The sequence below is a fragment of the Parageobacillus galactosidasius genome, from assembly GCF_002217735.1.
Lineage (GTDB): Bacteria > Bacillota > Bacilli > Bacillales > Anoxybacillaceae > Parageobacillus_B > Parageobacillus_B toebii.
In genome coordinates this window covers 86255-101434 of sequence record NZ_NDYL01000001.1, presented here as the reverse complement: position 1 = coordinate 101434, position 15180 = coordinate 86255, and the positions used below count along the sequence as shown (strand labels likewise).

The window sequence follows — 15180 nt, the reverse complement described above, 5'->3', positions numbered from 1 at the left end:
AACTACATCTCCCCCCCTCGATGTTGATGCAACTGATATTCAAGAGAGCGAATTTGATCACGAACCTCTGCCGCCTTTTCAAATTCTTCTCTCGCCACAAGTTCTTGCAGTTTTTGTTTTAACATAGCAATTTGCTTGCGCAGATGGAGTGTTCCACCTTTTCGTTTCGGTATTTTTCCAGCATGGGTTGTATTTCCGCTATGGAGTCTTTTTAATATTGGTGGTAAATATCTAGCAAATGTGCGGTAACAGTTTGAACAGCCGAAACGGCCTGTTTTTGTAAACTGATGATAAGTCATTGCACACTTCTCGCATTGTAAAATATCGGTGCTTTGGAACGGGCTTGACGTCATTTCTTTCATTGGAGATGAAAAATTAAGCAGGCCAGCTAATAAATTATTAAAGGAAAAGTCATCATTTCCGTAAAACATAAACATATCACTATTCTCTTGAGCGCATTGTTCGCAAAGATGAAATTCGGTTTTTTCGCCGTTTATAATTTTCGTAAAATGCACTGTTGCCGGTCTTTGATTGCATTCCTGACATATCAACTTTATCCCCTCCCTACTTATATTTTAGCGATATCAACATCGCTCTTAGCATGCGTGCTCTCAATTCATCACGTTGGGGCAAATCGATGTATAATACAGAACGGTCCATTACGCTTAGCATAATCTTTGCTTCTCGTTCGGTAATTACTTTTTCCTCGACAAGACGATCAATAATATCTTCCGCATTTGATTGACTAATCCGATGCTGGATTAATTCTAACAGTTGATCAATTAACTGTGCTTCACTTTTTGTTTTCACTTTCATAATGCGGATGTAACCACCGCCACCGCGCTTACTCTCAACAATATATCCTCGCTCTAGCGTAAATCTTGTATTAATAACATAATTAATTTGTGAGGGAACACATTGAAATTTATCAGCAATTTCACTTCTTTTGATTTCCACAATGTCTTTACCGCTCATATTTAATACCTGTTTTAAATATTGCTCAATAATATCAGAAATGTTTGGCACTCTACCTCCTCCTTACAAACCAAGTTGACTTTGACTATATTTGACCTTACTTCTACTATATAGTTTATTATAAAAAAATGCAAGGGTCACTCACAAAAATGGCTAGTCATATGATTTCCTTTTTTTTCGAAAATGAAACATGATTTTAGGTAATAAAAGGAAAGGGTAAGCAAATATAGAAAAAAAGAAGCATGCCTTTCATTAAGGCATGCTTCTTTTTACATTGCCTAGCAACGACCTACTCTTGCAGGGGCGCTGGCCCCAACTACCATCGGCGCTGGAGAGCTTAACTTCCGTGTTCGGGATGGGAACGGGTGTTTCCTCTCCGCTATTGTCACTAGGCAATTATCTCAATTGGACATTTATTATTATATTCCAATCATCACGTTTGTCAAGAGGGATTTCGTTCCCTCAAAACTAGATAACCGTCCGTTTGGAAGAAGCCGTCTTGCGTAGGCGGCCTATGCTTTTCCGTTGTCTAGCTCCGGTGCCTAGCTCTCTTGCGCCAAATAACCTTCTCCCTTGAGGTGCAAGCACCTCTACGGGCGAAGAACATTTTCCTTTTGACGCTAAGCGCTCGCCTCCACTTTTCCGCTTGGTTAAGTCCTCGATCGATTAGTATCCGTCAGCTCCACGTGTCGCCACGCTTCCACCTCGGACCTATCGACCTCGTCATCTTCGAGGGATCTTACTCGCTTGACGCGATGGGAAATCTCATCTTTATGACGCTGCAAAGCAAGATATTCCCATTGATGTGATCAAAAAACAGCTCCGTATCGCGTAAGGGGTACCCTGTTTGTCTCTCTAACCATGGAAATTATTGTAATGAAAAATGCTCATCTACAGTAATTTTAGTAACCCTGATAATGATCCTAGAGGTGAATGGATTAAGGGTGATTTAACAGTAGGAATGACTAAAGAACAAAGACCTAATCAATATTATGATTTGGTTGACCCAAAAACAGGAATTGTTTATAAGCCTAATCCTCAAAGAGTATGGGCTTATGTAAAAGAGTCAATGGATAAATTAATAAAGGAAAATAGAATATATTTTCCGAACAACCCGAAACAGAAACCAATGTATAAAAGGTTTAAAAGTGAATTGAAAGTTGTTGTAAATCCTATTTCTACTTGGATCAACGAAAATTCAAAGTTGGTTGATTCTAATGAAGTCACACAGTTATATTCGGGACTAAATTCAGAGGGCACAAAAGTAATACAAAACTTATTTGAAAACAGAATTTTTGACTACCCTAAACCGATTTCCCTATTAATTTCTATTATTAATCAATGCACTAAAAAAGATGATATTATCCTTGACTTTTTTTCAGGTTCCGCTACAACAGCCCATGCAGTGATGCAATTAAACGCCGAAGACGGAGGAAAACGTAAGTTTATTATGGTCCAGCTGCCTGAGAAGACAGATGAAAAATCAGATGCGTATAAAGCGGGATATGAAAACATTTGTGAAATCGGCAAAGAACGCATCCGCCGCGCGGGCGAGAAAATTGTTCAGGAAACAGGAAAAACGGATTTAGACATCGGTTTTAAAGTGTTTAAGCTCGATTCTTCGAACGTGAAAACATGGGATCCTGATTTTGACAACTTGGAGCAAACCCTTTTCGATTTGCAGGATAACATTAAAGAAGACCGCACGAAAGAAGATTTGTTGTATGAGATTTTACTGAAAATCGGCCTGCCGCTCACCACACCGATTGAAGAAATTGATTATAACGGCAAAACGATTTATAACGTTGCCTATGGTTCCGTGTTAGTATGTTTAGAAGATGACATCGATTTGGATATCGTTCAGGAGATGTTGAAATATCAATCCGAGCATATGCCGCCGAAAGTCATTTTCAAAGAGTCTGGCTTTATTAGCGACGCCGTGAAAACGAACGCGATTCAAACATTGAAAAAGCACGGAATCACGGATGTTAGGAGTGTGTAACCGATGAAGCTGAAGTTTATCGCGGACTTGGATTATCAAAAGCGGGCGATTGATTCCGTTGTGCAAATTTTTAAAGGGCAAGAAATGAGCCAGTCCAACTTCACCGTTTCGTATGGACCAAACGCGGGGATGATTCAAACGGATTTAGGCGTAGGGAATCGTTTAGACCTTACGCCGGAAGAAATTTTAAAAAACGTGCAGGACATTCAAATGAAAAACGGCCTGCCGCGCAGTGAGCGGCTTGATGGCATGCATTTTACCGTTGAAATGGAGACAGGTACGGGGAAGACATATGTCTATTTACGGACGATTTACGAATTGCATAAACATTACGGATTTACGAAATTTGTCATTGTCGTTCCGTCCGTGGCGATTCGCGAAGGGGTGTACAAGTCGCTGCAAATTACGAGAGACCATTTCAATGAACTGTATGACCATACGCCAGTAGAATACTTTATTTACGATTCGCAAAAACTCGATCAAGTCCGTAACTTTGCGACAGCGACAACAATCCAAATCATGATCATTAATATCGACGCGTTCCGAAAAAGCTTTGAAGACCCTGATAAAGAAGATAAAGCGAACGTTATCCACCGTCCGAACGACCGTTTGAATGGCTATCGCCCGATCGAATTTATTCAACAGACAAACCCGATTGTTATTATTGACGAGCCGCAAAGCGTCGATACGACGCCGAAATCAAAAGAAGCGATCGCTTCGCTCAATCCGCTTTGCACGCTGCGCTACTCGGCGACGCATGTGGAAAAATATAATATGGTGTATCGCCTCGATGCAGTCGACGCGTATAATCAAAAACTCGTCAAAAAAATCGAAGTGATGTCTGTTCGTTCTGAACCGTCTTTTAATGTGCCGTACATAAAACTAATCGAGGTAAAGGAAAGAAAAGCGAAGATCGAACTGGACGTCGAATCGCGCGGAAAGGTGAAGCGGACGACGAAAACGGTGAAATACGGAGACGATTTGTACGATATTTCCGGGGAACGAGAATTGTATCGTGGCTATATCGTCGAGCAGATTGATTGGACGGAAGGAAACGAAGCGATTGAAGTAAATGGCTATCGTCTGCGGGTCGGTGATGCGATCGGCGATTTGGACGATGATGCGATAAAGCGGTATCAAATCCGCAAAACGATCGAAGAGCATTTGAACAAAGAGCTGCAGCTTCGCCCGCGCGGAATTAAAGTGTTAAGCCTTTTCTTTATCGACAAAGTCGCCCATTACCGTGATTATGATAAAGATGGCAATCCGATTAAAGGAAAATATGCGGTGATGTTTGAGGAAGAATATAAGGATTTGATCCAAAAACCGAAATACCGACAGCTTTGGGATGATCCAGGCATTGATAAGGACGTGGAAAAAGCGCACAACGGGTATTTCGCACAAGATAAAAAGGGGCGTCTGAAAGATACAAAAGGAAATACAGAAGCGGACACCGATGTGTACAACCTTATTATGAAAGACAAAGAACGGCTGCTTAGCCTCAATGAGCCGCTTCGCTTCATTTTCTCCCATTCGGCGCTTCGTGAAGGATGGGATAACCCGAACGTCTTTCAAATTTGCACGTTGAAAGATTCCGCTGGCACGTATGTATCGAGACGCCAGGAAATCGGGCGTGGCTTGCGTTTAGCTGTCGACCAAAACGGGGAGCGTGTGCAAGACTATCATATCAACACGCTAACGGTCATGGCGAACGAATCGTATGAAGAATTTGTCGCGACGCTGCAAAAAGAAATCGAAGAAGAAACAGGAGTCAAATTCGGCAAAATTGAAAAACATATATTCGCCAAACTTATTTATATCGACGAGAAGACGGAAGAGCCGATGCAAATGGGCTACGATTTATCGGTGAAATTATATGAAGAATTGAAGCAAAACGGCTATATCGATAAGCATAGCATGGTCACCTCTGAATTAAAGAAAGCAATAGAAAACTATGACTTGCGCTTAAGTTCGGAGTTTCAGCCATGGCTTCCGGCGATCGTAAAAGAAATAAAACGCCACTTGCAAGCATTGCCGATCAAAGACGCGACCAAAAAGCAAAAAGTGAAATTAAATATGTCTGTATTCAATCAGGAAGAATTCAGACAGTTATGGGACAAAATTAAATATAAAACGGTCTATTCCGTCGATTTCGACAGCGAACAATTGATTGAAAAATGTATCAAAAGCATTCAAGATATGGCGCCGATTAACAAAATTCGCATTTTAAGCCGTAAAGGAAAAGTTGAAATCGACCGAGTGACAGGGGTGCAGGCGCAAACGGTAAGCGAAAGCGTCGAAGATTACGTCAGCTTGCACCATACGCTTCCAGACGTCATTACGGAACTGCAAAACCGCACGAATTTAACGCGGAAGACGATTGTCCGCATCTTAACCGGCTGCAAGCGGCTTGACGATTTCAAAAACAATCCGCAAAAATTTATCGAAGAAGTGACAAAGATCATCCAGCGCGAAATGAAGCAACTGTTAAAAGACGGTGTGAAATATTATAAAATCGGCGACGATGCGTATTATGCGGTGGAACTATTCCAAAACGAAGAACTGCTTGCCTACTTGAATGACAACGCAATTCCGAGTGAAAAATCGCTGTTTGACCATGTCGTCTATGATTCAGATGTGGAAGAGCGTTTTGCCAAACGGTTTGAAAACGACGAAAAAGTAAAAGTATATGTAAAGCTGCCAAGCTGGTTTAAAATTGACACGCCAATTGGCTCCTACAACCCTGACTGGGCGCTTGTCATTGAGAAAGACGGGGAAGAAAAGCTGTACTTCGTCCTAGAGACAAAAGGACAGGAATGGGAAGGAGATTTGCGCCCGGGCGAATCGGCAAAAATCGAGTTTGCCCGCAAGCACTTTGAAGCAATCGGCACGGATATTGAATTTGTTGGTCCGGAGAATGATGTGGAGGCGTTTATGCTGCGGGCGGTTAGCCGTTAGTGATGCTTTTACAGGAGGCTGTCCCAAAAGGTGGTACAATGACCTTTTGGGACAGCTTTTTTTATTGAATGCTCTCTCCTCTCTTTTTTCTTTCCAGCATTTGTGGCATACTATTGTCAAAGAGGAGGGGCAATATGATGGTTAAGGTTGAGGTTAAACCCAATGTTCTACAATGGGTGATCAAACGCATGGATAATTTTGATCGGCTGAAGGATCAGTTTCCTAATATTGATAAATGGATCAATCAAGAGAGCCAGCCGACGCTTAAGCAGTTAGAAAAGCTTGCAAAAATGACAGCTGTACCTCTTGGTTATTTTTTTCTCCCTAATCCACCAGAGGAGAAGTTGAGAATTCCTCATTATCGCACGGTGAGAGATGAAGGGGCTGTCCGCCCGAGTCCAAATCTTTTGGAAACGGTTCAAACGATGGAAAGACGGCAACAGTGGATGCGAGATTATTTAATTCAGCTAGGCAATCCGCCTTTAAATTATGTGGGACGTGCGAACTTGTCAATGGATCCAAAACTCGTTGCACAAGATATGCGAAGGACGTTAAATTTGGAAGATGGATGGGCATCAAAACAATCAACTTGGCAGGAAGCTTTACGCAATCTTATTAGAAAAACTGAAGATATCGGTATTATTGTAGTCATTAATGGAGTAGTTGGCAATAATACACATCGAAAACTGGATGTTGCGGAATTTCGTGGTTTTGTCCTTATTGATGACTATGCCCCTTTAATATTCATAAATGGAAGAGACGGAAAAGCTGCGCAAATGTTTACATTGGCCCACGAACTTGCTCATATTTGGTACGGGGAGAGTGCCGCATTCGATTTAAAAAATCTTCAGCCTGCTGATGCTGAAATTGAAAACGCATGCAACAAAGCAGCTGCTGAGTTTCTTGTTCCTGAAGATGAATTAATTATTATATGGAAACAGGTTGGTCAATCGGAAGATCGTTTTGAACAGGCGGCTCGCTATTTTAAGGTTAGTGAAATTGTGGCGGCACGTAGAGCTCTAGACTTAAATCTTGTGACAAAAGAGGAGTTTTTTTTATTTTATGAAGATTATATGAAACGGCTTCGACAACAAACGGAACAAACGAAAACAAGCGGAGGCAATTTTTACGCAACTCAAACGATGCGTATTGGCCGTCATTTTGCGGAAGCAGTCATAAGCGCGGCAAAGGAAGGAACGATCCTTTATCGTGAAGCCTATCAATTGACGGGGCTTTCTGGTGACACTTTTGCTAAGTTTGCCGAATATGTCGATACGGGGAGATATGTATGAGTTCTAGCCATAAGTTTGTGATTGATACGAACATTTTTATTGAAGCCTATAAAAGGTATTATTCTTTTGATATCGCTCCTTCCTTTTGGGATGCCCTGCTTCAACATGCCGAAAACGGCAACATCATAAGCATTGACCGTGTTAAACAGGAAATTAATAGCTTTCATAAAAATGATGAATTAAGCGAGTGGGCCAATCATTATTTTGCCCAATGGTTCGAGCCAACCGATAAGATTGAAGTTCTTAGAACATATCAAGAAATTATTACCTGGGCTGTTCAGCAGGGGCAATATTTTGAGGCGGCAAAAAGAGAGTTTGCTAGTGCAGCAGATAGTTGGTTAATAGCGTTTGCAAAGACATACAATTTTATTGTAGTAACACATGAACAATTTCATCCTAATTCCAAAAGCAGAATTTTTATTCCTAATGTTTGCCATGCATTCAATGTGCCCTATGTCGATACATTTGACATGTTGCGCTGGTTAAGTATAAAGTTTTGAGCCTATGTCTGTCATTCTCTGGAGTACTAGTCTTTTAACATTTGCAGTGAACGGCCTATTGAATTGAAAGAAGAATTGGGTAAAAGAAAACATGAGTGATTGGTGTAAATTAGCACATTATTTTAGAATCCTTTTTCAAATTACAAATAAACACTGTCATTCATATGTATGATAAGCCAAGAGGAGAGATATTATGCCCGCTCCTTTTATTTTTACTTAAACAAAGATCTTTTTTGTATTCACGAATTGCTTTGTTTATTGATGGTCGGTATCTCCACAATGTGTTAAAAGGGCATCAAAAAACAAAAAATTGACTACATTAACATGGTTCATGATCATTTCTTCTAAGAATGCGCTTCTACCATGGTCTTCCTTATCAATCATCCAATTCATCCTCAGAATGAATACTTCTCAAATGCACAAAGTTTTTATTTCTGAAAGCGGGCGGTTTCATTGATTATTGCAAGTAACATTGAAGAAATTGAGAACGCTTTTGATTTTACCGACAGTATAATAACGGGTGTCAAATGGGTTAATCATTTAACAGATTTATCAATCAGCGTAGATTATTATTGGGATATACAAGACGGTAAGAGTGAAACTAGGGAATTGACACTTGTTTTTAAGGACTGCCTAAAAGCAGAATTTAGTATGCCAAGTAAGTTTACCCAACTGTCAAAAGACGAGATTAACGTGAATAGTTGGTTTACGATCGTATTGTTTGAAAGGGTGTACAACAGCCGACAGACTAATATGGGCTTGCATCACATTAACATCTATACTTTTGATTATACACATCCTTGGGTAAAGATATTATGCAAAGAAGTCATTCTTGAACAAAAGTAGAACTTTAATTGGCTGCAAGCTTTTCTGGTTATGATCCAATGGTTCCCCAGCACTTGCACATCGTCTCAGATCATCCATTTGGATGAAAATCGAACGAAGCTGTCCCAAACAGCTGTTTTACGGCCTTCCGGAACAGCTTCAATGTGTAAATTAAACTCTCTAAAATACGGATTATAAAGTTGCTTAGCATAATATCAGTCATTATGGCTATATAATCGCATACAACACGCTTTGTCGGGTTCCTTTTGGCTTCATGCATGATACTTAATTCAGATTTTTATTTCAAATCGTTCTATTCTTACTATAATTCCGAAGGATGATGATATAATATACGGTGGATCGATTTGGAAAGGCGGTGAGATTGTGAACCATTATTATTTTTCTGAATGTAAAGCGGATGAAAAAGCGTCGGATATTGCCATTCATCTTTATACGGTTCCTTTATCTAATCCGCACGAAAAATATTCTTATGCCCATTCGATTGCTTATGAACTGAGAAAGCTAAATTCGTACATAACGGTGGCGGCGCATGGACAGTATATAGCGTCGTTTGAAGAGATTTGTCATTGGGGAGATCATCGTTATATTCAGCACGAACATCGACCCATTCAATGTTCTTTGCCTATGGAAAGAACCATTTTGGAAAAATTATTAAAGAAAGAATTAGAGAATCGTTGTAAAAGCAGCTATAAGATAGATAAAGACTTATTCCGTTTAACTAATGAACGGTCGATGCATGTCGGTGAAATTAGCATTCATCCGGCGATCTATATTTCCTTTTCAGTCGAAGAAAATGGAGATATTTTCGTGGGTTTTGATTATCAGCACCGTTTTGAATATCGAAAAACATTGCAAGATGTGATCAATAATGATCCATCGCTTCTCAAAGAAGGAATGGAGGTTGTCGATCCATTTAATAGGCGGGCATACTATTACACTTTTGTGGGGATGGCTGACTATACAGCCGGGCAAAAAAGTCCGTTTTTACAACAAAGTGTCATTGATTATTACTTAGAAAAAAATGAACTGTGGAAGCTAAAAGGGGTTCATGAAAAAACACCGGTCGTACATGTAAAAAACAGAGACGGTCATCTTCTTCCTTATTTGCCCCATTGCTAAAATTAACTTGTTCATACGAGCAATTGCCGCCATCGATGACGAAGAAAGTGAATCGCCTGATTAAGCTGTCACCGCATGAAAAAATGTTTAAGCTTTATACAGAAGCGTTCCGCTTGCTTAGTCAACAGCAAGTGTTGACGTTCCAAAAAGAAAATGTGCGGGCGGTTAACCTAGGCTATGATGTTAATGAGCTTGATTCCCCGATAATGGAGTTTGGACAAGGATATAAAACAAATGAGATTTATAGAGGGCTTAAGCAGTCGGGAGTGTACGAACCGAGCAATGTAGCCGTCAGCTATTTCGTCGATCCAGAGCTGAACTATGACCCACAAAAGCGAAGAGAAGTGGGATGTTTTGTAAAAAAGCTAGAATCAATGTCTGAAGCGCTTGGAGTAAAGCTTAATGTTTCCAATCAGCCGCGCCAACTATACGGTCAATTGCCCAAAGACTTTTTTAAACAAGATAACCTGTCGTATCATTTGAAATCCATTACTGACCAGTTCCGCGGAACGGTTGTCGTGGTTATTGGAACAGAAGAAAATATTGATCGCGCCTACGTTACGATTAAAAAAGAATTTGGTGGAAAAGAAGACTTAATGACGCAATTTGTTGGGTTCACTTCTTCTTTAGTTACGGAAAATAATATCTTTCACTACTATAATATTTTGCTAGGGATTTTATGCCAAAGCAGGAATTCAGCCTTGGATTTTGGCCAGCCCGATGCATTCAGATTGCTTCATTGGCTTGGATGTCAGCCATGAACACGGAAAGCATGCCTCTGGTATCATTCAGGTGATTGGGCGCGATGGAAAAATCATTAAACAAAAATCAGTTGCCACTGCGGAAGCGGGGGAAACCATCGCCAATTCCACAATGGAAGAGATTGTGAATGAAAGCATATACAGCTATGAACAAACCTATGGTGCAAAGCCGCGGCATATTACTTTTCACCGCGATGGTATTTGTCGGGAGGATCTAGATTTTTTGCAAGCTTATTTGCGATCATTTCAAATTCCTTTTGATTTTGTGGAAGTCATCAAAAAAACGCGAAGACGAATGGCTGTTTACTCCAACCGAAAATGGATGACAAAGCAAGGGATATATTATTCGAAAAGAAACATGGCGTATTTATGCGCGACGGACCCGAAAGAGGCAGTCGGCATGGCCCAACCGATTAAAATTGTGCAAAAAACAAACGGTTTATCGATTCATGAGATTGTCTCCGATATATATAAGCTATCGTTTATGCATATTCATTCCATGCTGAAGACACGCTTACCGATTACGATCTATTATGCCGATTTGAGTTCTACTTTCCATAACCGCGGGTTGATTCACCCGCGTTCACAGCATGAAAGGGTATTGCCGTTTGTGTGATATGAAAGGGTTGCTTGCCCGCCACTCTCTAAGGATTGCTGGGATTTGTAGAAGCAGAGAGTCATTGCTTGGCTCTCTGTTTTTGTTTTATCCCATGTAGGAATTTCGCACATGTTGTCGAATAACGTATGTGAATTTTCACATGTGAGGTGAATGTATGGCTGTTGACCATGACCGCTTGTTCAAAGAGTTGATCCAAACATTTTTTGAAGAGTTTATCCTTCTCTTTTTCCCTGAAATGTACGAGTATATTGATTTTCAGCATTTGTCCTTTTTATCCGAAGAACTGTTCACCGATGTAACGGCAGAGGAGAAGTATCGCGTCGATTTGTTAGTCGAAACGAAATTAAAAGGGGAAGACGGGCTGATCATCGTCCATATTGAAAATCAAAGCTACGTGCAGCCGTCGTTTCCTGAATGGATGTTCATTTACTTCAGCCGCTTGTTTGAGAAATACCGTACGAATGTCGTTCCGATTGCCGTTTTCAGCTACGATACCATCCGCGACGAACCCTCTTCGTTTACGCTTCAACTTCCGTTTGGCAACATCCTTCACTTCCGCTTTTTCACCATCGAACTACGCAAACAAAATTGGCGCAACTACATTCGCATTGACAACCCGATCGCCGCTGCACTGTTAAGCAAAATGGGTTATACTGAAAGTGAACGAATCGAATTGAAAAAACAGTTTTTACGCATGTTGGTTAGTTTAGAGCTGGATGAAGCAAAGCAGAGGCTGTTAATGGGCTTTTTTGAAACATATGTGAAATTGTCGGATGAAGAAGAACAACGATTACGAAACAAGGTGAATCAAATGGAAACGAAAGAAAAAGAGCAAGTGTTGGAATTGTTGATTTCGTATGAACAAAAGGGAAAACGTGAAGGAGCTAAGCAAAAAGAGCGAGAAATGATGAGAAAAATGATTGCAAAAGGAATGAGCATTGCCGATATTGCACATATATTTGACCTAACGGAAGAAGAAGTTCATAAAAGGGTAAAAGATGAGTAGGAAGGGACAGTGCTTGGCATCTGCTAGCTCCTGAAATAGCGTTTTTATATTTAGCGATAAACTCACAATAAGGATGTGATTCCAATGATGACAAATAAAGATTATCAAGAAATCGTAGAAAAAAAGTACGGTAAGCCGTTGAAAGAGATTATGTATGAACTTTGCGTGATTAGAGATGTTGTTCCTTGGGAAGGGGCAAGCGAGTTAGGCGTGCCTAAAAGTACATTTTTATCATGGAGAAATAAATTTCGTTTTGGTCCGATTCAAAGAAGAGCTGATTTTGCAAGACAAATGCGTGATAACACGATTAACAAATATAAACAGGAATTAGAGGATATTGATTTCGAACGTGATTTTATTTATAAGGATGAAAAGACGATTAGAGGATTTAAAGAAATAATGGAGCGCCTTTTGGAACTGGAGAGATACAAGAGAACATTATTAGATGACGAGGATACTTCTTCCGATATATTAATAACAATGAAAATAGCAACCATTGAGCAGACACTAAATTATTTGATGGAATATGAACAAGGGAAGTTGCATGAAGAATTTAACCGAGAGAGAGAACGTATACATTATGGGAGGAAATAAAGAGATTTCAAACGATATTTTGCATGTGGAGTGAATGTATAACGATTGGCCACGACCGCTTGTTTAAATAGAGAGCTGGCACAGCGTTTTTTAATGGTTTTATTCTTGTATTGGCTTGGTACCTGTTGTTACCCACTAAAGGAGAAAGCTACCCTAAGCTAATGGGTAGCTTTTTTGTTTCAATCGTCTGAATTTTCAGATGGTATATTAGTTAATTATGCATAGGAAATTTGTAAATGATTTTACAATATTCGACAACGTTTTTCTACAAATGTTGGTACAATCGAATTAAATGAGATTATTGGTTTAGTAATAAGGAAGGGGATCATGATGACAACGATTTGCAAAGCTGACTACTATTACGGAGCGTTGCTTTCCGCGCTGGTTAATGGAGGGCTAGCGCCTGCACTGTTTGAAAAAGAAAACGACAATCGGCAAATATACGAAGTCACGACGAATAAAGCGAGTTATATCATTTATACGAAGTACAATACCACTCCATCAGGCTCCAAAGATTTTACCTGGTCTTTTTCATTTAGCGACAATGAGATCGAGGAAATTGCCAAGATTCATCAAGGAAATAAAGAAAAAACATTAATCTTTGCCTTTATTTGTAGCCAGAAGCAATTAAGCGACTACAACCAAGTCATTGCCATCGTCTACTGGGACGAATTTATCGAATGCGTGGATATCGAAAAAGAACAGATTCGTGGAACGGCACGGCTGTCCGTGAAAGCGGTCAAAGGTTCCCCGTGGCTTCGCATTTACGGCAGCAAGCGTGCCGATATGCTAGACGGAAAAGACAATACGATAAGAATTGAAAGAAGTCGATTGAGTAGTTTGTAACAATAACATTTGGGGGCGGGGAAGGGAATTGTGAATATGGGGCTTTTCTATACATTGCTTCTTTTGGTCTTGCTTGTTTTGCTGGCAAGATGGATCAAGTCGAAAGAAGCAGAATGGATTGGATCGTATGGAGAATATAAAGTCCGTAAAGCAATCAAAAAGATAGAAGCAACATCATCTGGAAAATACAAAGCTTTTCATAACCTGTATATTCCAAAACAAGACGGTTCAACTTCGCAAATTGATCATGTTATCCTTTCCGATCAAGGACTGTTTGTCATCGAAACGAAAAATTACAGCGGCTGGATTTTCGGAGATGAAACGTCAAAATATTGGACGCAAGTCATTTATAAACAAAAAGAAAAATTTCTTAATCCTATTTTGCAGAACAAAGGGCATATCAAGGCGTTAAGAGACTGGCTTGGGGAGGAGTTTGTGCATATTCCGATGCACTCGGTTGTCGTGTTTTTGCCGCGGGCAAAGTTTAAATCAAATGCTCATTTTGCCCATGCTTATGTGGTTTATCCGAAACAATTGAAACAAGTGCTCGAGCAACACCAAACAAAAGTGATCGATAGGGAAACAAAGCAACGTTTAGCTCAAAAATTAGAAACAGTGCTTGCCAAAGATAAGACACAAGAAAAAGAAATGAAAAAGTGGCACATGCAAGCGATTCGAACGAAGCAAAAGCAGACGGAACAACATATACAGCAAAACCGTTGTCCAAAATGTGGCGGTGTTCTAATCGTTCGGAAAGGGAAATACGGAACATTTAAAGGTTGCAATAATTATCCGAAATGCAAGTTTACGCAGTCGATTGGCTGAACTTGCAACATGGCGATCGGGTAGCAACTATAGATAAGGGAAGGAGGAAAATGATGTTTTCTATTCAAGAGGAATTGGAACGCCTATCGCAAAAGTATCGATTTTTTGCTTCAAAAGAAGCGTTTAAACAGTCATTAAAATTTCAGCTTCAAGAAAAATTCCGCGTCGAGGAGAACAAACGCTTTCATGATTATCTGATCGATTTGTGGGTGGAAGAACCGGAAAGTGGGCGCCAATACGCGATTTGTTTAATGAACAAGCTCGCTCGGGTCACGATAAAGCAAAACGGGCAAACGATTGAATTGAAGCACCACGGTGCTCAGGATCAGGGTCGTTATGATTTTTTGGCGCAAGTGGAAAAGTTAGAACGAATAACGATGGGGAGAAGGAATGTCTACGGGATCGTTGTGTTGCTAACGAATGACCATTTGTATTGGACCGAGCCGATGCGACCAAATACGGTGGACTGCGAGTTTCGCATTCATGAAAACCGGATCATCACCGGGGAGTTAAAATGGCAGGAACGTGCATCAGCAGGGACGAAAGAAAACCGTGATGCGCCGATCTTTATTAAAGGGAGATATCAATTGAAATGGCATCATTATTCTACCATCAACCAAGACAAACATGGCGAGTTCCGATATGTAGCTGTTCATGTTGGGGACGTATATAGTTGAGAGAAATAGTTTTAGTGTCTGTTGTCACCTATCGAAGAAAAGCTGTGTCAGGAACGAAAACGTCTCGGGCAAGACTTGATTAACCCGGATTTATCTGTTGTGATGAAGAAGTGTTATGAGAAGCAATTAAAAAATTAGAGTGCGACAGGAGAAGCTTCGT

Annotated in this window: 15 protein-coding genes, 1 rRNA gene and 1 pseudogene; 13 read left to right on the top strand and 4 right to left on the bottom strand. The window is 40.2% G+C overall.

The window, feature by feature from the left end; genetic code table 11:
* Nucleotides 1-2 precede the first annotated feature (2 nt).
* The 3 genes from mcsA to rrf all read right to left on the bottom strand — a co-directional run bounded on the left by mcsA (nucleotide 3) and on the right by rrf (nucleotide 1368).
* A complete protein-coding gene (gene mcsA / locus B9L23_RS00510) occupies nucleotides 3-551 on the bottom strand; it encodes a protein-arginine kinase activator protein McsA (protein WP_062756079.1) in 549 nt (182 codons plus the stop codon).
* Nucleotides 552-564: 13 nt separating this feature from the next.
* Nucleotides 565-1026 (bottom strand): CtsR family transcriptional regulator, encoded by a 462-nt coding sequence (locus tag B9L23_RS00505; RefSeq protein ID WP_012748854.1) that lies wholly within the window; start codon nucleotides 1024-1026, stop codon nucleotides 565-567.
* Between the two features lie 225 nt (nucleotides 1027-1251).
* Nucleotides 1252-1368 (bottom strand): 5S ribosomal RNA (gene rrf, locus B9L23_RS00500).
* A gap of 505 nt (nucleotides 1369-1873) precedes the next feature.
* Here rrf and B9L23_RS00495 point away from each other — a divergent pair.
* The 5 genes and pseudogenes from B9L23_RS00495 to B9L23_RS00475 form a co-directional block, all read left to right on the top strand.
* Nucleotides 1874-2977 (top strand): annotated as a pseudogene (locus B9L23_RS00495) (site-specific DNA-methyltransferase); the annotation flags it as partial.
* Nucleotides 2978-2980: 3 nt separating this feature from the next.
* Nucleotides 2981-5935 carry a type III restriction-modification system endonuclease gene (locus B9L23_RS00490; protein ID WP_089096708.1) on the top strand — a complete coding sequence of 985 codons (2955 nt, stop codon included), beginning with the start codon at nucleotides 2981-2983 and terminating at the stop codon, nucleotides 5933-5935.
* A gap of 137 nt (nucleotides 5936-6072) precedes the next feature.
* A complete protein-coding gene (locus B9L23_RS00485) occupies nucleotides 6073-7227 on the top strand; it encodes an ImmA/IrrE family metallo-endopeptidase (protein ID WP_074043459.1) in 1155 nt (384 codons plus the stop codon).
* Nucleotides 7224-7727, top strand: a complete 504-nt coding sequence (locus tag B9L23_RS00480) for a DUF4411 family protein (protein WP_089096707.1) — start codon at nucleotides 7224-7226, stop codon at nucleotides 7725-7727. Before B9L23_RS00485 ends, B9L23_RS00480 begins: the two co-directional genes overlap by 4 nt.
* A 453-nt stretch (nucleotides 7728-8180) precedes the next feature.
* The gene (locus B9L23_RS00475; protein WP_089096706.1) at nucleotides 8181-8573 is read left to right on the top strand and encodes a hypothetical protein; all 393 of its coding nucleotides are present in this window, start codon (nucleotides 8181-8183) and stop codon (nucleotides 8571-8573) included.
* A 70-nt stretch (nucleotides 8574-8643) separates the two neighbouring features.
* On the opposite strand, the gene B9L23_RS21590 is transcribed toward B9L23_RS00475, so the two are convergent.
* Entirely contained in the window at nucleotides 8644-8832 is a 189-nt protein-coding gene (locus B9L23_RS21590) for a hypothetical protein (RefSeq protein WP_141103828.1), read from the bottom strand.
* A gap of 104 nt (nucleotides 8833-8936) precedes the next feature.
* Here B9L23_RS21590 and B9L23_RS20815 point away from each other — a divergent pair, with 104 nt between their 5' ends.
* From B9L23_RS20815 to B9L23_RS20685, 8 genes are all read left to right on the top strand, one after another.
* Nucleotides 8937-9692 (top strand): hypothetical protein, encoded by a 756-nt coding sequence (locus B9L23_RS20815; RefSeq protein WP_245842255.1) that lies wholly within the window; start codon nucleotides 8937-8939, stop codon nucleotides 9690-9692.
* A gap of 35 nt (nucleotides 9693-9727) precedes the next feature.
* Nucleotides 9728-10453, top strand: coding sequence for a hypothetical protein (locus B9L23_RS20810; protein WP_245842253.1), 726 nt, complete (start codon nucleotides 9728-9730; stop codon nucleotides 10451-10453).
* Nucleotides 10413-11069 carry a Piwi domain-containing protein gene (locus B9L23_RS20805; protein ID WP_245842252.1) on the top strand — a complete coding sequence of 219 codons (657 nt, stop codon included), beginning with the start codon at nucleotides 10413-10415 and terminating at the stop codon, nucleotides 11067-11069. The genes B9L23_RS20810 and B9L23_RS20805 overlap by 41 nt, the downstream gene beginning before the upstream one ends.
* A 157-nt stretch (nucleotides 11070-11226) precedes the next feature.
* Nucleotides 11227-12078, top strand: coding sequence for an Rpn family recombination-promoting nuclease/putative transposase (locus B9L23_RS00465; RefSeq protein WP_089096705.1), 852 nt, complete (start codon nucleotides 11227-11229; stop codon nucleotides 12076-12078).
* Nucleotides 12079-12162: 84 nt separating this feature from the next.
* Nucleotides 12163-12672: a hypothetical protein gene (locus B9L23_RS00460; RefSeq protein ID WP_021322736.1), complete on the top strand. Its 510-nt coding sequence runs from the start codon at nucleotides 12163-12165 to the stop codon at nucleotides 12670-12672.
* A gap of 330 nt (nucleotides 12673-13002) precedes the next feature.
* Nucleotides 13003-13518, top strand: coding sequence for a hypothetical protein (locus B9L23_RS00455; protein WP_089097452.1), 516 nt, complete (start codon nucleotides 13003-13005; stop codon nucleotides 13516-13518).
* A 36-nt stretch (nucleotides 13519-13554) separates the two neighbouring features.
* Entirely contained in the window at nucleotides 13555-14343 is a 789-nt protein-coding gene (locus B9L23_RS00450) for an NERD domain-containing protein (protein ID WP_089096704.1), read from the top strand.
* Between the two features lie 53 nt (nucleotides 14344-14396).
* The gene (locus tag B9L23_RS20685; RefSeq protein WP_089096703.1) at nucleotides 14397-15020 is read left to right on the top strand and encodes a hypothetical protein; all 624 of its coding nucleotides are present in this window, start codon (nucleotides 14397-14399) and stop codon (nucleotides 15018-15020) included.
* Nucleotides 15021-15180: the final 160 nt, after the last annotated feature.